The organism is Flavobacterium anhuiense, from assembly GCF_001705175.1.
GTDB lineage: Bacteria > Bacteroidota > Bacteroidia > Flavobacteriales > Flavobacteriaceae > Flavobacterium > Flavobacterium anhuiense.
Genome location: NZ_CP016907.1, coordinates 542,158 through 559,704, shown reverse-complemented (window position 1 = coordinate 559,704; position 17,547 = coordinate 542,158). Strand labels below are relative to the sequence as shown.

15 protein-coding genes are annotated in these 17,547 nt (G+C 33.2%); all 15 read right to left on the bottom strand.

Annotated features, from left to right (window positions below; genetic code table 11):
• Window positions 1-64: 64 nt before the first annotated feature.
• The 15 genes from BB050_RS02425 to gltB all read right to left on the bottom strand — a co-directional run bounded on the left by BB050_RS02425 (window position 65) and on the right by gltB (window position 17,171).
• Window positions 65-568 (bottom strand): SRPBCC family protein, encoded by a 504-nt coding sequence (locus BB050_RS02425; protein ID WP_008462096.1) that lies wholly within the window; start codon window positions 566-568, stop codon window positions 65-67.
• Between the two features lie 48 nt (window positions 569-616).
• A complete protein-coding gene (locus BB050_RS02420) occupies window positions 617-1,114 on the bottom strand; it encodes an SRPBCC family protein (protein WP_066032476.1) in 498 nt (165 codons plus the stop codon).
• The gene (locus tag BB050_RS02415; RefSeq protein WP_008462100.1) at window positions 1,104-1,430 is read right to left on the bottom strand and encodes an ArsR/SmtB family transcription factor; all 327 of its coding nucleotides are present in this window, start codon (window positions 1,428-1,430) and stop codon (window positions 1,104-1,106) included. Before BB050_RS02415 ends, BB050_RS02420 begins: the two co-directional genes overlap by 11 nt.
• A 152-nt stretch (window positions 1,431-1,582) precedes the next feature.
• Window positions 1,583-2,770 (bottom strand): hypothetical protein, encoded by a 1,188-nt coding sequence (locus BB050_RS02410; protein WP_008462103.1) that lies wholly within the window; start codon window positions 2,768-2,770, stop codon window positions 1,583-1,585.
• Window positions 2,771-2,877: 107 nt separating this feature from the next.
• Complete coding sequence (locus tag BB050_RS02405; RefSeq protein ID WP_066032475.1) at window positions 2,878-3,588, bottom strand: M949_RS01915 family surface polysaccharide biosynthesis protein; 711 nt, start codon at window positions 3,586-3,588, stop codon at window positions 2,878-2,880.
• Between the two features lie 19 nt (window positions 3,589-3,607).
• Window positions 3,608-4,072 carry a DUF1572 domain-containing protein gene (locus BB050_RS02400; RefSeq protein WP_066032474.1) on the bottom strand — a complete coding sequence of 155 codons (465 nt, stop codon included), beginning with the start codon at window positions 4,070-4,072 and terminating at the stop codon, window positions 3,608-3,610.
• A gap of 31 nt (window positions 4,073-4,103) precedes the next feature.
• Window positions 4,104-4,661: a hypothetical protein gene (locus BB050_RS02395; protein WP_066032473.1), complete on the bottom strand. Its 558-nt coding sequence runs from the start codon at window positions 4,659-4,661 to the stop codon at window positions 4,104-4,106.
• A 234-nt stretch (window positions 4,662-4,895) separates the two neighbouring features.
• Window positions 4,896-5,261, bottom strand: a complete 366-nt coding sequence (locus tag BB050_RS02390) for a hypothetical protein (RefSeq protein WP_066032472.1) — start codon at window positions 5,259-5,261, stop codon at window positions 4,896-4,898.
• A 59-nt stretch (window positions 5,262-5,320) separates the two neighbouring features.
• Window positions 5,321-5,773 (bottom strand): hypothetical protein, encoded by a 453-nt coding sequence (locus tag BB050_RS02385; RefSeq protein ID WP_066032471.1) that lies wholly within the window; start codon window positions 5,771-5,773, stop codon window positions 5,321-5,323.
• Between the two features lie 36 nt (window positions 5,774-5,809).
• On the bottom strand, window positions 5,810-6,331 hold the full coding sequence (locus BB050_RS02380; protein ID WP_066032470.1) for a hypothetical protein: 522 nt from the start codon (window positions 6,329-6,331) through the stop codon (window positions 5,810-5,812).
• A 101-nt stretch (window positions 6,332-6,432) separates the two neighbouring features.
• On the bottom strand, window positions 6,433-6,828 hold the full coding sequence (locus tag BB050_RS02375) for a helix-turn-helix domain-containing protein (RefSeq protein ID WP_066032469.1): 396 nt from the start codon (window positions 6,826-6,828) through the stop codon (window positions 6,433-6,435).
• Window positions 6,829-6,939: 111 nt separating this feature from the next.
• On the bottom strand, window positions 6,940-9,036 hold the full coding sequence (locus BB050_RS02370) for an RNA-directed DNA polymerase (protein WP_066032468.1): 2,097 nt from the start codon (window positions 9,034-9,036) through the stop codon (window positions 6,940-6,942).
• Window positions 9,037-9,336: 300 nt separating this feature from the next.
• The gene (gene lysA, locus BB050_RS02365) at window positions 9,337-10,560 is read right to left on the bottom strand and encodes a diaminopimelate decarboxylase (protein WP_066032467.1); all 1,224 of its coding nucleotides are present in this window, start codon (window positions 10,558-10,560) and stop codon (window positions 9,337-9,339) included.
• Between the two features lie 548 nt (window positions 10,561-11,108).
• A complete protein-coding gene (locus tag BB050_RS02360) occupies window positions 11,109-12,563 on the bottom strand; it encodes a glutamate synthase subunit beta (RefSeq protein WP_066032466.1) in 1,455 nt (484 codons plus the stop codon).
• A gap of 93 nt (window positions 12,564-12,656) precedes the next feature.
• Window positions 12,657-17,171, bottom strand: coding sequence for a glutamate synthase large subunit (gltB, locus tag BB050_RS02355; RefSeq protein WP_066035084.1), 4,515 nt, complete (start codon window positions 17,169-17,171; stop codon window positions 12,657-12,659).
• Between the last annotated feature and the right edge of the window lie 376 nt (window positions 17,172-17,547).

Sequence of the window (17,547 nt, the reverse complement as noted above, 5' to 3'; positions counted from 1 at the left end):
GAAAATACAACTTTAATATCAGTAAATTCTTCTTTTGTTTTGGCCTTTTATATATAATTGAAAATTATTTTGCTTTTTCAGCAAAAATAGCATCTAGACCTTCCATTGCAATAGTAAAACCTTCTTTGAATCCCATTTGAATAATCATTTCCAAGTCAGATAGTTTTTCATGTTTGATGACAACATCTACAAAAGTAGATCCGTCTTTTTCAGAGAAAGTCACATTCCAGTCAGAGCGTGGAAATTCCTTGTTTAAATTGCCTTCGCTGTCGCTAAAAGCATCTAGATATTTAAAATTAGTTTTCGGACTAATTGAAGTAAAATCTGCAATGGCCCAATGTTCTTCGCCTTCTGGCCCAAGCATGGCATATAATCTGCGTCCGCCTTCTTTAAAATCCATGCTTTTTGTTTTAGATTTCCACGGAGCAGGAGCCCACCACAAATCCAGAATTTGAGGTTCTGTCCACGCAGACCAAACTTGAGGCAGCGAAGCATTAAATTCGCGTTTTACATTGACAGTATTATTTTCTTTATCAACAGTAAAATTCATTAAAAGATTTGATTTCATTTTCTTTAGATTTTAAATTCGTTAATAGTAATTCGTTAGAAATGGTTTTTATTTTTCGGCTAAGATTTTATCCAAACCTTCCATCGCTGATGTAAATCCTTGTTTGAATCCCATTTCGATTATTTTTTCAAGTTCTTCAAAACTGTCTCTTGTAATTACAATATCAACAATGGTAGAATCTCCCTGCTCAGAGAATGAAACATCCCAAAAAGAACTTCCAAAAGCAGAATTTGGATTTCCGTCAGCATCGCAAAAAGTAGAAGTGTATTTAAAATTTGTTTTAGGAGAAATCGAAGTATAATCAAAAGTACTCCAGCCTTGCACACCTTCAGCACCAACCATTGCGTACAATCTTCGTCCGCCTTCTTTAAACTCCATGCTTTTTGTCTCAGATTTTAGCGGAGCTGGAGCCCACCACAAATCCAGAATTTCAGGTTCTGTCCATGCAGACCAAACATTTGATAACGGAGCGTTGAATTCGCGTTTTACATTCACTCTTTTATTTTCCTTGTCTACAGAAAAAATCATTAATAAATCAGTCTTCATTTTCTTTAGATTTTAAGTTTAGTAATACTTGATCCAATTGGCTAAAACGCTGTTCCCAAATTGCTTTAAATTGTTCCAGCCATTGATCAACTTCTTTCATTTTTTCAATTTTGAGCTGATAGTAAATTTCTCTGCCCAATTTCTTTTCTTCTAATAAATCACATTCATTCAATATTTTAATGTGTTTAGAAACTGCTTGTCTTGTAGTTTGAAACTGTTCTGCAATTGCATTTGGGGTTAATGCACTCGAAGAAATCAAAACTAATATTGCTCTTCTCGTCGGATCGGCAATAGCTTGAAAAATATCTCTTTTCATTTTTCTAAATATAAATTCGCAACTAATCAGTTGCAAATATACGCAACTTTTTGGTTGCGCAATAAAAAAACGCGATTTTTTTTAATTAGAATATTCTAAACAAAAAAAGACGCATTAAAAATGCGTCTTTTCTTTATGTGGGAGTTATATAATTATTTCCTGAACTTATTTTTTACAATGATATCTTTTAGTTTGGCTTTCAAGTCTTCGCCAGTATCATAAACCATTTGTTCGTTGTTCGGAAATGCAACGGCACGTTTGTCAAAATACGCCAGATAATTATCATCGCAGGCATTTCTATTTCCTTTGTAAGTAGAATAAATATTTTCAAAAACATATTCGCTGCTTATCGGGAAAGTCTGCACCAGCTGATTACTTTTTAAATCTACATAATCCACTTTTGCTGTTACGAGACAAGACTTAAACTGTCTAAATTCGTAAACCGTGGCACGAAGCGTTTTATAATTATCTACTTTAATCTCTTTGCCTAAACTGTCTTTTACAGGTCTTCCGCGACTATCCAAAAGTGTTTTTACGCCATCTTTAACTTGTCTTTCCTTCACAAATTCTTTCTCTTTAATTTGTTCTGGCGAAATAGCAATTTGTCTAAAACTCAAAATTAAACTATAGTCATAATTCACATTTTTTTGTCTAGCACTATGATAAACGGTCCATTTATCATTTAATCCGTAGGTTTTAAAATCCAGTAAATCATCCTGAAGCATTTTCGGAATGACCATATTGGTTTCGTTTTTAGCATAAACATCAACAAAATCAGTTCCTTTAAACTGCGCATCATCCATCAGTTTTTTGGTGTTTTTGTAATTTGGATTAATGCTTTCCAAATACGCAAAATCATCATAAGCTTTTCTAAAATCTAATTTGTTATTTGATTTCAAAAGCATTGAAGCGTTTTCATATAAATATTTCGAAAGTGCATTTTTACTGTTTACAATTTCATTCGAATAATTATCAAATGGGAAATAAGCATTTTTTCCCTGCTTCAATAAAGGCAGAGGCAATAATGGACGAATTTTTTCCTGACGATTATTTAGCTGTAAATAAGTATTATAAATGCGTTCTGTATTGGCAGGATTGTTTTCTTTGTTCAGCATTTCCAAATTTCGAAGATCACGATCTTTGGCTTTTGCAAAAGCTTCTTCCAATAAATAAACATAATCTTGTTTTCCTTTAGAATCTTTTTTGGTGCGAAGTGCTTCAACAGCGCGATCAATTGCGCCATCATAATTTCCATCGCTAAGCATTGATTGTGTTGTCTTTACCCCACAAGAAGAAAGAGCTAAAAACAATATAGAAATGAGAAAAGTAATTTTTTGCATAGTTTGTTTTTTGAAGGTGTAAATATATCTTTTTTAACTTTCAACAACTATGCCTTTTTCTAATTTATTTGAGGAGCAGAAAAAGCTATTTTATAAGAAGGAAAAAATTAGTCTTCCCAGTTTTCAATTACATTATCACTCCATAATTTCAAAGCAAAATCTTTAAAGATTTTTGGGCCTTTTTTAAAGCTTCCATCCAGTTTATATTCGCCTCCTTCAAATTGTTTTTTGCCATTATCGTCAATGCCAACTGCGACTTTATTTTCGCCACGCATGGCATATTTTGTATTGCCTTCATACATAATAATCTTCATATCAGAAGGGCTTACATCGCCATGGCAAACGGTTTTATACATGAGCCAAGTTTCGGCAATTCCATTTTTGTCTAAATCTGTAACTTGAAAAGTGTTTTTAACAAAGGAAGCTACAATGTCAACTGGACAATCTGAAATGTAATCGTAAACTTTCCAGGTTTGCTTCACTTCATTGCCTGAAACTATAAAATGATACCCAAATAATTCAGCATCTGAGCCTTCTGTTTCGTGCGTAAATTTTTTGTTGATGTGATAACCAGTTTCTGTAGTAATTACAATATTATCGCCCAATTTATCTTTCCATCTAACAGCATTTTTTACAAAACCTTCGTATTTAATTGAAGCAGGAAATTGAGTTGAATCGATTTTTTCAACCGTTAAGACAAAAGGTTCTTCAGTTGAAGGTTTTCCATTTGAAACGGCAGTTTTTACGTCATCTTTTTTCTCTGGTTTACAATTCGAAAACAAAACAATAAACAATAATAAAATTGTAATTTTTTTCATAAAAGGCGTGTATGTAATTTTAAGTGAGTTGTTTTTTGATCAGCACAATTTGTCCTAAATGATAGTAACTATGTTCAATCATAGCTTCGATGTTTCTTTTGTAAGTTCCGTATTTTACATCTACAAAAACAGCATCTAGGTTTTCGTCAGGCATTTGTTCTACAAAAGAGGCAAATGTTTCAGCATCATTCCAAAATTTAGTTAGAAAATTGTTCCATTGTTCTTGCGAACGAATAGGAGGAAAGTCAAAACTAAATTGATCTTTTATGTCCAATGTTCTGCCTTTAAAAACCTGATTGATTCCGTTAATATAATAATGAACATGCTGAGCCAGAGCTGCAATCGTATTTAAATTTTGAATCGGACTAACTGCAATTTTCCAATCCAGATTTTCAAGCTGATCTTTAAAATTGGTGTTTGCAATCCAAGTTCCGTTTAGAATAACTTCTCTGAAACGATTGGCAATTTCTGTTGTACTTTTCATATTCAGTAATTTAAGAGTTACTATTAAAAGTTTATTCCTGCTGAATCCACTCGTATTTTCCGTTTTTCAGATAAATAACACCGCCTCCGCAGCTTTCTTCGGCATGAATAAAGATTCCGTCATTTGGCAGTTTTATTTTGTCTTCTTCTGCAACTTGTTCTTCGCCAATAATATCGCCATCTTCATTTACATTGTTAAAGTAAACCTCATTTTTAGGCGCTTTTTCAAATATTCCTGCCCAATCAATTTCGTCAAAACCTTGTCTTAAAATATCATTTCCAAAACCTAAATAATCAGTTCTTTTTCCGTTTCCGTACGTGATTTTAAAACCGCTTTTTTGGTTGTTTGTGCTTCTAAAAATTTCTACTGTTTCGTCTAGATTATCTCCGTCAAGATCACATAAAACTTTGTTGGTTTTATGTTTTATAGATAAAACAATTGTATCTGCTTTTTGTGTTTCTGGCTTTTTCTTTTCAGTTACTTCCAAAGAATCTTTTGAAACAAATTTAGGAGTTTCTAATTCTGTTTTTGTTTCTTTTTTACAAGAAATGGCAAGTACAGATAAAAGGAGTAGAGTTCTAATTTTCATATTAGGCTTAGATAAATTTAAAATGCTAATATAAAAAATTACGTACGAAAATATATAGCTTTATGAATTGTTGAATATTATCCTTTTAAATTATTTTATGAATTGCCTCCAGCTTTAGCTGGAAGTAGAATATTGATATAAAAAAGGCTTTAGCCAAAAAAAACGATTTGGCTAAAGCCCTTTTATGACTTTTTATTTACCTCCAGCTAAAGCTGGAGGCAATTGAAAATGTATTTATTTAGATTTTCTGATCTTCACCTGATATACAATCTCCCAAAAGATAATTGAAAAAACAGCATTAGCAAAAATGGCAGTTTTAACCTGATAAGGATCGTAATTGACAAGTAGGTACAAATTGGTAAACTGTAAAGCTAGAAACATAGCCAAAGCTGCAATTCCGACAGCGCAAAGTACGTTAAGCAAAGGTTTCCATTTTAAGGCTGTAAAAGCATAAATAAGATTCAAAATACCAAAACCAGCTCCTAAAGTGACAAATGCATCTCCTTTAAACTTTTCGTTTAATTCAAGCAAGAGCTGTGTAGAAGTAAGATATAAAAAGAAAAGAATTGAATAAATGAGGATTCGTACTTGCGGTTTCATTTTGTATTATTTTTTATCGAGCAAAATTAAGCATTTAAAATGAAGCTCTGATTAGGTTTTTACGGCAAAAGCGTTTCTATTTTGGTTTCCGATTTTTCTTTTAACGGACTATCTGCCTTCAAACTCCAAATGATTAGAAATTTTCCTTTTACAACATATTCTTCCGGATGCTCATCTGTTGGTTCGCCTGCTTTTCCCCAAAGTAAACCTTGCAAGAAACGGTCGCCTTTAAAAACATGATCAAATTCAAAATACATAATAGAACCGCGGTCTGCTTTGCTTTTAAAACTCTGAATGGCTTTACTTTTTACAGTTCCAACAATGTTACTGTAGGTTTCAATATCATTATAAAAGCTACAAGCTTGTGGCGTAATGCAAACGTTGCCGTCGCTTACCATATAACCGCCTTTCGGAATTTCTTTTGGTTTTAGTTTTAAATCAGCTAGGGTTTGGCTGAATGAATTGGTTGCAAATAATAGCAATAGTGTTGATAGTAGGATTGTAGGTTTCATTGATTTTTGGGGTTTGGATTTAGAATGTAAATATATCTAATAAACTTCATCATATGGTTCGGGAATGAATCTTCGAACTAGTTTTATTTTAATAAATTTTTCGTCACTTTCAATTTTTATTACATTAAAGGATTCCACAATTATTTTGTCATATCTGAGAATATCTATAATTGTTTTGTTTTCAACTTCATAGATTGCGATCGAAAAATAATCTTTAGGATATTTTGTAACCTTTCGTAACGGAGGTTCTTTACAAAAAGAACAGCGACCTAAAATAAATGCCTTTTTTTGATAAAAAGTCCAATCAATAAATTCGCAAAAATCATTTTGTGTATTTGTCTTATATTGAATTGCAATTAACGTATCTCTTTTAAAATATAAACTATCAGAATTATTAAATTTCCAAGATTTAATTGAAGGTAAACTAATCGAGCCATCTTTCTTTGCTGCTTGACTGTCTTTAATTATTTTTTGAACTTCAGATTTGGAGATTTTATTTTGTGATAATAATAAGAGCGGGAATAGAAAAGCAATAAAATGGAATTGAAGTTTTTTCATCGAAGAAATAGATAACTGTTAAATTAAAGCTCACAATATAAAAAAACGCACAAAAGTCAAAGTGATATTTGTGCGTTTGTAATTTTATCTTATCAAGGAAATTATTTTCCTTTTAATAATTTTTCTAAATATTCAACTTTGTCTTTTTCAGCTTGAACCAAACGTTCGTAAAGTTCTACAACTTTATCAAGTGGATTGAAAGTGCAATTATTATTAATTCCTTGTGCACCACTAATAGAACTATTGTCGTAAAAGTTATTGAAAAAATTGAAAACCGCTTCTTCTGAAAAATTTTCAATCGCTTCTACCGTAACGCCAAGTGCTTTTGCAATATTAGCAAGTCTTTCTTGATCAACACTTTCACTGTTTTCAATAATAGAAATTGCTTGTTGGTTTGAGCCAATTGCCTGCGCAAGCGCTTCCTGTTTCATACCTTTAAGCTCTCTAATTCGGCTTATGTTTCTGCCGATATGTTTTGGTTTTGATGTTGTGCTCATAATTTCAAAGGTATTTAATTTTTATCGAAACAAAAATATGATTTTTCTTATAAATTATAAGATTTTGATTTTTATTAGGTAATCTTCGTTACTAGCAGAGTGAAGTTTATTTTAATATTTTCTAAAGTTGCATAATTCGTCTATAGTTATAATTTGTTTTTGATATAAATCTTCAAATTCTTTATTTGTAATTCTTAACCTAATATTTCCATATTTATCAAAAGGATGGGCTTCTGTTTTTTGATTTCTTTTCTCGTTTATTTGTTTCCAATACATATTGCAATGAGGTAATTCTTTCTCAATTATGTCACTATTTAAATTGACACCGTACTCATTTGAAGGTTTTGAAATGCTTAATTTGTCGCAAAATTTATTAAAAACTAAATTATTAAAACCATTTAAATTCAATAATGCTTTAGAGGGATCAATTTTGTATGATTTAAGAAATAATAAAAAAGATATTTTTAGTTCTTCATATTCAAGATCATCTGTCCAGATTCCTCTATTAAAAAATGTATCAGGTTCATTAATGTTCCACTCATATTTTAATGTATGAATGATAATATCTAGAGGTTGTCTAGTTAATAAAAATTTTATAAAACTATTTTGTTCAGATGTTGTTTTAAAACCTTTAAATAAAATCGGGTCATGAAATAATAGGTTCAAGCCTTGAAGAGCTAATAAAGGATTGGAGTTTTCTAGCAATTTTGAGGAAAATATTTTTCTATATGTTGTGTCAGAGGATGAAAAATATTTATAATTATTTAATTCCCGTTGAATAAAATAATTATCAGTATTCGCATCTGTTAATATTAGCTCTTTTTTATCATTATGATAGAGCCAAGAAATCATGTAAAAGTTTACTAACCAATGTCTATGCTTTTCCAAATTATAGCGTTGATAGATTTTTTCATCAAAAGGTAATTCTGGAAAATTTTTAAAGATTAACGCAATTAAATGATGAAATAAAATGTCTTCATCGTTAAGCATTAATTTAAGAAAATCTAAAACTTCGGAATCTTTTGCAAAGTGTTTTTTGAAATAGTAGAGTATTCCTTCAAAATGTGTTAATAGTATATTACTATTCTTTAAGATCATTTTTTTTATTTCATCATCCTTATTTAATTTATACAATGAAAAGCCAATTACAGTTTTGTCTAAGTAGACTTCATCGGAACTTTTATCAAAACAATTAATGAATCTTTTTTTTAGATTTTTGTGTGTTTTAGATTTTAGGACACCAGCTGGTTTTCCTTCATTTTCTTTCTTATATTCTTTTGTTATTTCAGAAAACTTGCTGTTTTGAATTTTTAATTCCTTTTCAATATCTATTATTTCTTTTATTAATATTTTGCTACCTTGTGGGATTAGGCCTAGATCTCTGGAAATCAAGTCTAATGATGCGATGATTTTTTGAGAGACTAATTTTTCTTTTGAAAATATTCTGATGTCATCAACATACCGAAGGTATTTAAAATCATATTTTTTATTTAATTTTTTTATTTCTGTATCGATGTAAAAGAGATAAAGATCAGCTAGGAAATGAGAACTTATTGGTCCTTGCGGAATGCCGTGTTTACTTTTAAAACTTCTATGGTTTGAATCTGCTGTCCATGATTCTAAGCATTTTGAAAGTAAATTTAAAATATCAATATCTATCTTAAAAGTATTTGCTAAAATTTCACAAAGTATATTGTGGTCTATAGTATCAAAGAAAGAAGCAATATCAAATTCACTTAAATATTTATAACCATCTTCAAAGTTCTCTTTAGAAACCTCATTAAATCTTTTCCATTTCTTTTTCCAAGATTTAAAGAAAAATTCTCTATCTGTTGCATTTGATGTTGATAGATTAATAATGTTTCCAAAAATTAAATTATCATAATATGGTGCAATAATGTCGTTAGATGAGTCAGCTATTACATTTGTAATAGCTTGATAAATAAGAAGGTCGATAAAGGTCAAAATAGATAATGGTCTTACCAAATTATCTTTTTTAGGAATAAATATTTTATGACTTTTTTCTGGTTTATAAATTTCATTTTTTATTTGGACTATTGTAGAATCAATATTCTCATCTAGATATAAACCAAAAGTTCTTAAATCTTCGTAGTAAATCGTTTTGTATAAATTTCGAGACGCTGTTTTAAGTCTTATAAAAGCAAGCTTGAAGTTTTCAGGAGTTAAAAATTGTTCGTATTGTGTCATATATTGTTTTCTCGAAAATTGTTTAATATATTTTATGATATAAATGTAAATATATTACTAAAAAAAGATGTTCAAAGTTTATAAGTTCATTATCCTAAATATAATCTTTTTAACATAAAATTGATTGCGCCATAATAAGAAAGCGCAATCAATTTTGTATTTCATATTATTATCTTAAAATATTGATTTGTATTGAGAGAGATAAATCATAAAATTGAAGTATTAACTTTTAAAATCAAAAAAAATCCCGCCTCAATTAAGAAACGGGATTAAAAGTGATATTCCTTTTTTTTTCTATTGTTAAACCGTAGCAGCTATTTCTTCTGGCAATGGAATTTGATTTTTAAGTAAATCTTCGAATGTTTCGGCTTGACGAATCAAGATTCCTTTTCCGTCTTTCCAAAGAACTTCGGCTGGTTTGTATCTTGAATTGTAGTTTGAAGACATTGAGAAACAGTATGCTCCAGCGTTTCTGAATTCTAAAATGTCACCTTCAGTGATTTCTGCAATTCTGCGGTTGTTTGCAAAAGTATCCGTTTCGCAAATGTATCCTACAACAGAGTAAAAACGCTCTTTTCCTTTTGGATTGGAAATGTTTTCGATATGGTGTGAAGATCCGTAAAACATCGGACGGATTAAGTGGTTGAAACCACTGTCGATTCCAGCGAAAACTGTTGAAGTTGTCTGTTTTACTACGTTTACTTTTACTAAGAAATGACCTGCTTCACTCACCAAGAATTTTCCTGGTTCGAAAATCAATGTTAAATCTCTTCCGTATTCTGCACAGAAAGCATTGAATCTTTTAGATAATTTTTTACCTAATTCTTCGATGTCTGTTTCGATATCGTCTTTTTTGTAAGGAACTTTGAATCCGCTTCCGAAATCTAAGAATTGTAAATCTTTGAAATGTTTAGCGGTATCAAACAAGATTTCAGCAGCATACAAGAATACTTCGATATCTAAAATATCTGATCCTGTGTGCATGTGAATTCCAATAATGCTCATTTTTGTGTTCTCTACAATTCGCAAAATATGCGGAATCTGATGCACAGAAATTCCGAATTTACTATCGATATGTCCAACAGAAATGTTAGCGTTTCCGCCCGCCATTACGTGTGGATTGATGCGAATACATACCGGAATATGTGGGTGTTTTGTTCCGAATTGCTCTAAAATAGATAAATTGTCGATATTGATTTGTACACCCATTGCGGCAACTTCTTCAATCTCTTCCAGAGAAACGCCGTTTGGTGTAAAGAAAATTCTTTCGGGTTCATAGCCAGCGTGAAGCCCTAACTGAACTTCCTGAATAGATACAGTGTCTAAACCAGACCCCATGTTCTTTAATAACTGTAGAATCGCAATGTTAGACAATGCCTTCATGGCATAATTAACTCTTAAGTTCTCCACCTTAGAGAAAGCTTTAGTTAATCGGTTGTACTGAGATTGGATTTTTTCAGCATCGTAAACATACAATGGACTTCCAAATTGGTCTGCTAACTGCAGTAAATCTTTTGCTTGCATTTTTAAATCATTTTGGGCAAAGTTATTACACTTTTGATTACCAGCAAATAATTTGCAGAAAAATAACAAAATATAACAAATTGTTTTGTTTCAAACAAAAAGTTGCTGTTTTTGGAATTTTATAACGTGGTAGGAGGTTCAAAGGGGCAGAGGTACAAAGATACAAAGGTTTTTTGCCACGAATTCACGAATTTCTCTAATTTATAAATGCTGTTGAAATGTTTTAACCGCAAATTACACAAATTTCGCAAATTTTTAATTTTAGATTTTTCGCAACATGCCAAAACATAGCCCGTGGTTTCAACCATGGGAAACGTACGGATTGGACGTAATCATATATTGCATCCCGGTGGTTGAAACCAAGAGCTATTTGAAATAGAAATCGACCAGAAAATAAAAATTCGTGAAAATTTGTGCAATTAGTGGCAGACAAAAATAATCTGTGCTAATCATTTTATCCCGATAACTATCGGGAGTGGTAAAAAACAAAACCCCTGAATATAAAATCAAGGGTTTGTGGTAGTATGTGTTGTATTTTTATTCGGTTTTTACAGGCTAGGAAGATCTCCTTTTCCTTTAGTAGGCAAGTTTGTAGATCCCATAAGGAATAAATCTACCTCTCTTGCAGCTTCGCGACCTTCTGAAATAGCCCACACGATTAATGATTGTCCTCTTCTCATATCACCAGCAGTGAAAATGTGAGGAACGTTTGTCTGATAGTTATGCGCTTTATAGTTGTTTCTCGCGTCAATTTCGATTCCTAATTGCTCGCTTAACGTTTTCTCAGGACCTGTAAATCCAAGAGCTAATAAAGCTAAATCGCAAGGCCAGATTTTTTCAGAACCTTCTTTTTCGATTAATTCTGGACGCTGACCTGGAGTCATTTTCCATTGCACTTCAACTGTTTTTAATCCAGTTAATTCACCTTTTTCGTTAGAAATGAATTCTTTAGTATTGATTAACCAGTTTCTGTCGCAACCTTCTTCGTGAGAAGAAGATGTTTTCAACTGCAACGGCCAGAAAGGCCAAGGAGTTGACTCGCTTCTTCCAACTGGAGGTTTTGGCAAAATCTCAAAGTTAGTTACCGATTTAGCTCCGTGTCTGTTTGAAGTACCGATACAGTCAGAACCAGTATCTCCACCACCAATAACGATTACATCTTTTCCAGTAGCTTTAACTTGGTCTGGAATTGATTCTCCGTATAAAACTTTAGTCTGCTGAGTTAAGAAATCCATTGCCTGAACAACGCCTTTGCTTTCAATTCCTTTAGTTGGCAAGCTTCTTCTTTCAGTTGCTCCTCCACATAAAACAATAGAATCGAATTGGTTTAATTCTTCAACGCTGAAATTAACTCCAACATTTACATTTGTTTTGAAAGTGATCCCTTCTGCTTCAAGAATAGCTACACGACGATCGATGATTCCTTTTTCTAATTTGAAATTTGGAATTCCGTAACGTAATAAACCTCCAATTGCATTGTCTCTTTCAAAAACAGTTACAGTGTGACCTGCTCTGTTTAATTGTTGAGCTGCAGCAAGACCTGCAGGTCCTGAACCAATAACGGCAACTGTTTTTCCAGTTCTTGATTTTGGTGGCTGTGGTTTAATCCATCCTTCTGCGAAACCTCTTTCTACAATGCTTTTCTCGATGTTTTCAATAGAAACCGGATCTTTGATGATTCCTAATACACATGATTTCTCACATGGAGCAGGGCATAAGCGTCCTGTAAATTCAGGGAAGTTGTTGGTAGATTGTAAAATCTCTAATGCGCTTTGCCATTCTTCCTGATGTACCATGTCGTTGAAGTCAGGAATTAAATTTCCTAACGGACAACCGCTGTGGCAAAAAGGAATACCACAGTCCATACATCTTGATCCTTGTTCTCTTAATTTATCTTTTGGTACCGGAATAGTAAATTCGTTGTAGTTCGAAACGCGTTCTGCAACTGCTAAATTACTTTCGTCGGCTCTGTTATATTCTTTAAATCCGCCTATTTTACCCATGACATTTTAATAAATTTAGTTGTGAGTTGTAAAATGCGAGAGGTGAGTTAAAAAACTTAGCACCTCTGCACCTTTGTATCTCAGAACCTTTAATTAAGCTATTAATTCTTCTATTTGTTTTTCTTCTGCAATTCGTTTTAATGCTTTTTTGTAATCAGTTGGCATTACTTTTACGAAGTGCTGTTGTTGGTTTTCCCAGTCTGCTAAAATTCTTTTTGCTAATGGACTGCTGGTGTACAACGAATGGTTTTTGATCAGTTTTCTTAGTTTCATAAGATCTTCTTCTTCCATTGGGTCGAATGCAACCATTTCCATGTTACAAACTGTAGAATCGAATTTCTTGTTTGGATCGTAAACATAAGCCACACCACCGCTCATACCAGCTGCGAAGTTTCTTCCTGTTTTTCCTAAAACTACTACTGTACCACCTGTCATGTACTCGCATCCGTGATCCCCAATTCCTTCAACAACTGCTGTTGCTCCAGAGTTTCTCACACAGAAACGCTCTCCTGCGATACCATTAATATAAGCCTCTCCCGTAATAGCTCCGTAAAGGGCAACGTTTCCGATAATGATGTTGTCTTCAGGATTGAAAGTCGCAGTAGGAGGTACTTTTACAATTAGTTTTCCTCCAGAAAGACCTTTTCCTAAGTAGTCATTACAGTTTCCGTGAATTTTAAATGACAATCCGTTTGTTGCAAATGCACCAAAACTTTGTCCGGCAGAACCTTCAAAATCAACTAAAATAGTGTCATCTGGTAATCCTTGTGCGCCATAAATTTTTGAGATTTCGTTACTCAAAATCGCACCTACAGAACGGTCTGTATTTTTGATTTTGAAAGTAACTCTCGTTTTCTCCTTTCTATAGATAGATGGAATAGCTTCTTTGATGATGTCGAAATCCAATACGTTTTCAAGAGCGTGGTCTTGAGTTGTTGTGTTGTGATTTGGAACTGTTTTCGCTTTTTCTGGTTTGTATAGAATAGTCGATAAATCTAATCCGTTTGCTTTATAATGTTTGATCGCTTTGTCTACGTTTAATTTTTGAGACTGACCTACCATTTCTTTTAAAGTTCTGAAACCTAACTGTGCCATGATTTCTCTTAACTCTTCAGCAATGAAATACATGAAGTTGATTACGTGCTCTGGAGTTCCTTTGAAATTTTTTCTCAATTCTGGATCCTGAGTTGCAATACCAACCGGGCAAGTATTTAAGTGACAAGCTCTCATCATGATACATCCAGAAGCTACAAGCGGAGCCGTTGCAAATCCGAATTCTTCTGCGCCTAATAAAGCAGCGATTGCTACGTCACGTCCTGTTTTCAACTGTCCGTCACATTCTAAAACTACACGGCTTCTTAAATCGTTTAGAATCAAAGTTTGTTGTGCTTCAGCTAAACCAAGTTCCCATGGAATACCTGTGTGCTGTAAAGACGTTAATGGAGCAGCTCCCGTTCCTCCGTCATAACCTGAAATCAAAATAACGTCAGCTTTTGCTTTGGCAACACCGGCAGCGATGGTTCCAACTCCAACTTCAGAAACTAATTTCACGTTGATACGAGCTTCACGGTTTGCGTTTTTCAAATCGTAAATCAACTGAGATAAATCCTCAATAGAGTAAATATCGTGGTGAGGTGGAGGCGAAATCAAACCTACATAAGGCGTAGAGTTTCTAGTTTCAGCAATCCAAGGCACTACTTTTTCTCCAGGCAACTGTCCACCTTCACCAGGTTTTGCTCCCTGAGCCATTTTGATTTGGATTTCTTTAGCATTTGTCAAATAGTTGATCGAAACTCCAAAACGTCCAGACGCAACTTGTTTAATAGCAGAGTTTCTAGAATCTCCGTTAATTTCTTTCTGGAAACGTCTTGGATCTTCTCCACCTTCTCCAGAGTTACTTTTTCCACCAATTCTGTTCATTGCAATTGCTAAGTTCTCATGCGCTTCTTGGCTAATAGAACCGTAAGACATTGCTCCGGTTTTGAATTTCTTCACAATTTCTGTCCAAGGCTCTACTTCGTCAATTGAAATTGGGTCCAAATTGTTGAATTCAAACAAACCTCTAATAGTCATTAAGTTTGAGCTTTGCTCATTTACAGCATTTGCATATTCTTTATAACTTTCTGGGCTGTTTAAACGAACTGCTTGTTGTAATTTAGAAATCGTAGTTGGGTTAAACATGTGTTTTTCGCCACCACGTCTCCATCTGTAAATACCTCCAATTTCAAGAGAAAGCAAGTTTGCAATTTTTGAATTTGGGAACGCTTTTTGGAAACGTTTTTTAACCTCTTTTTCAACTTCCATTAAACCAATTCCTTCAATTCTTGATGGAGTGTAAGGGAAGTATTTAGATGTAAATGTTTTGTTTAAACCTAAAATCTCGAAAATCTGAGCAGCTCTGTATGAATGTAAAGTAGAGATACCAATCTTGTTCATGATTTTCACGATTCCTTTTGCAATCGCTTTGTTGTAATTCACAACTGCGTAATCTGCTTTTACTTTTGTAATGAAACCTTTTTCAACCTGATCGTGAATGATTTCGTTTACCATGTAAGGATTGATAGCACTTGCGCCGTATCCGAACAATAAAGCAAAATGATGCGGTTCACGTGGTTCAGCAGATTCGATGATGATTCCGAATTTAGAACGAACTTGTAAAATGTTTAAGGAGTGGTGAATGTAAGAACAAGCCAATAACATAGGAATTGGAGCTAATTCTTCGCTTACACCTCTATCTGATAAGATGATGATGTTGCATCCTTCATTAACCGCTTTAAAAGTCGCCTGAACGCATTTTTCAAGCGCGCGCTCTAAACCGTTAACTCCTTTTTCTATTTTATATAAAGTAGAAATAGTAGCCGATTTGAAATCTGCGTGATCGATATTTCTGATTTTATCCAAATCCTCATTAGAAATAACAGGATTTTGGATTTTTAATTTTTTACATTGTTTAGATTCAATTTCGAAAATATTGAAATCTCCACCAATCGCTAAACTGATATCCGTAATGATTTCTTCACGAATACCATCCAATGGCGGGTTTGTAACCTGAGCAAACAATTGTTTGAAGTAGTTGTACAACAACTGAGGCTGATCTGAAAGAACTGCCAAAGGTGTATCGTTACCCATAGAACTGATGGCTTCAGCTCCGTCGCTACCCATTGGGTTGATGATTGTTTTTAAATCTTCAATAGTATAACCAAACAAACGCTGTCTTGTTAAGAAATCTAATTTTTCAACAGGAGTAGGGTTGTTGGTATAAGGAACACTAGCCAAAGGCAATAAGTTTTCGTCAACCCATTGTTTATATGGACGTTTTGTAACGATCGCTTTCTTTACTTCTTCGTCTTCGATGATACGCCCTTCGTTCATATCCACCAAGAACATTTTTCCTGGCTCAAGACGACCGTGCTGAATTACATCTTCTGGATCGATGTCTAATACACCAATTTCAGATGACATAATTACGAAGCCGCTTTTTGTTAATGTATAACGAGAAGGACGTAAACCATTTCTGTCTAGTAAAGCTCCAATTACGTTTCCATCAGTAAACGGAATAGAGGCTGGACCATCCCAAGGCTCCATGATACAAGCATTGTACTCATAGAAAGCTCTTTTCTCAGGAGACATTGTCTGGTGTTTTTCCCAAGCTTCAGGAACTACCATCATCATTGCCTCTGGAAGAGAACGGCCAGTCATTAATAAAAGTTCAATTACCATATCCATAGAAGCAGAATCTGATTTTCCTTCTAAGATAATTGGGAATAATTTTTTGATGTCATCGCCAAAAACTGCGCTTTGCATAAGCTCTTCACGAGCACGCATACGGCTTACGTTTCCACGAAGTGTGTTGATCTCACCATTGTGACACATGTATCTAAATGGTTGAGCTAAGTCCCAAGATGGGAATGTATTTGTAGAGAAACGCTGGTGTACAAGCGCTAAGCGTGTCACCAAGTCTGGATCTTTCAAATCTATATAATAACGGCTGATGTCTTCTGGCATCAATAGACCTTTATATATTATAGTAGTTGTCGATAAACTAGTAAAATAAAACATGTGGCTTTCTGAGGTCTTAGATCCTCTTACGGCATGTTCAGCAATTTTTCTAGCTGCAAAAAGTTTTGCATTAAATTCTTGTTCAGTTAAATCTTGTCCGTTTTTAGAAACGAAAACTTGTTTAATTGTTGGTTCTTTTTCTGCGGCGATTTCACCTAAATTTTCAACGTCAACAGGTACATCTCTCCAACCTAAAACTTTTAAGTTTTGATCTTTAATAGTAGCTTCAAATGCATTAATACAAAAAGAAACCTGGTTTTTGCTTTTTGGTAAAAAAACCATTCCTACTGCATACTCACGCGCTTCTGGGATTTCAAAGTCACAAACTTTCTTAAAAAAATCATGAGGAATGTCGAATAAAATTCCGGCTCCGTCACCAGTTCTTCCATCAGAACTTACGGCACCACGATGTTCCAATTTAATTAAGATGTCTAATGCTTTGTGAATAATATCATTTGACTTAATACCATTCAAATTACAAATAAATCCTGCACCACAATTGTCGTGTTCAAATTCAGGCAGATAAAGCCCTTGTTCTTTAACTCTCATTCTTGATATTTTTTTTACAAAAATACAGATTTCGTTAAACATAATGTATTGAAATAGTGCTTTTGCTTTCATTTTTGCTGTAATATTAGAAAAAGGGTTCTTAATTATTAATATTATTATAGAAGGCATCCCGAATTGCTAAAAATATAATTACTCTTAAAATATATTAGGAAAAATCGTCGGGAGGCCAATAAAACCAATGAATTTTTTGTTAAATATCAAACGTTTTCTGAGAATTGTGTTAACATTAACAAATTGTTCCGTTAACGATTTGTTTGCTTTGAAAAATTATCAACGCTCAATACCTACATATAATATTTATTTAATTGAAAAAGATTTTACTATTCAGTTGTATTTTGTTACTTTTGTCGCACTT

Bases quoted from the DNA above. Each gene is read 5' to 3' on its own strand.
- BB050_RS02425 (WP_008462096.1), bottom strand. From the start codon at position 568: ATGAAATCAAATCTTTTAATGAATTTTACTGTTGATAAAGAAAATAAT.
- BB050_RS02420 (WP_066032476.1), bottom strand. From the start codon at position 1,114: ATGAAGACTGATTTATTAATGATTTTTTCTGTAGACAAGGAAAATAAA.
- BB050_RS02415 (WP_008462100.1), bottom strand. From the start codon at position 1,430: ATGAAAAGAGATATTTTTCAAGCTATTGCCGATCCGACGAGAAGAGCA.
- BB050_RS02410 (WP_008462103.1), bottom strand. From the start codon at position 2,770: ATGCAAAAAATTACTTTTCTCATTTCTATATTGTTTTTAGCTCTTTCT.
- BB050_RS02405 (WP_066032475.1), bottom strand. From the start codon at position 3,588: ATGAAAAAAATTACAATTTTATTATTGTTTATTGTTTTGTTTTCGAAT.
- BB050_RS02400 (WP_066032474.1), bottom strand. From the start codon at position 4,072: ATGAAAAGTACAACAGAAATTGCCAATCGTTTCAGAGAAGTTATTCTA.
- BB050_RS02395 (WP_066032473.1), bottom strand. From the start codon at position 4,661: ATGAAAATTAGAACTCTACTCCTTTTATCTGTACTTGCCATTTCTTGT.
- BB050_RS02390 (WP_066032472.1), bottom strand. From the start codon at position 5,261: ATGAAACCGCAAGTACGAATCCTCATTTATTCAATTCTTTTCTTTTTA.
- BB050_RS02385 (WP_066032471.1), bottom strand. From the start codon at position 5,773: ATGAAACCTACAATCCTACTATCAACACTATTGCTATTATTTGCAACC.
- BB050_RS02380 (WP_066032470.1), bottom strand. From the start codon at position 6,331: ATGAAAAAACTTCAATTCCATTTTATTGCTTTTCTATTCCCGCTCTTA.
- BB050_RS02375 (WP_066032469.1), bottom strand. From the start codon at position 6,828: ATGAGCACAACATCAAAACCAAAACATATCGGCAGAAACATAAGCCGA.
- BB050_RS02370 (WP_066032468.1), bottom strand. From the start codon at position 9,036: ATGACACAATACGAACAATTTTTAACTCCTGAAAACTTCAAGCTTGCT.
- lysA (WP_066032467.1), bottom strand. From the start codon at position 10,560: ATGCAAGCAAAAGATTTACTGCAGTTAGCAGACCAATTTGGAAGTCCA.
- BB050_RS02360 (WP_066032466.1), bottom strand. From the start codon at position 12,563: ATGGGTAAAATAGGCGGATTTAAAGAATATAACAGAGCCGACGAAAGT.
- gltB (WP_066035084.1), bottom strand. From the start codon at position 17,171: ATGAGAGTTAAAGAACAAGGGCTTTATCTGCCTGAATTTGAACACGAC.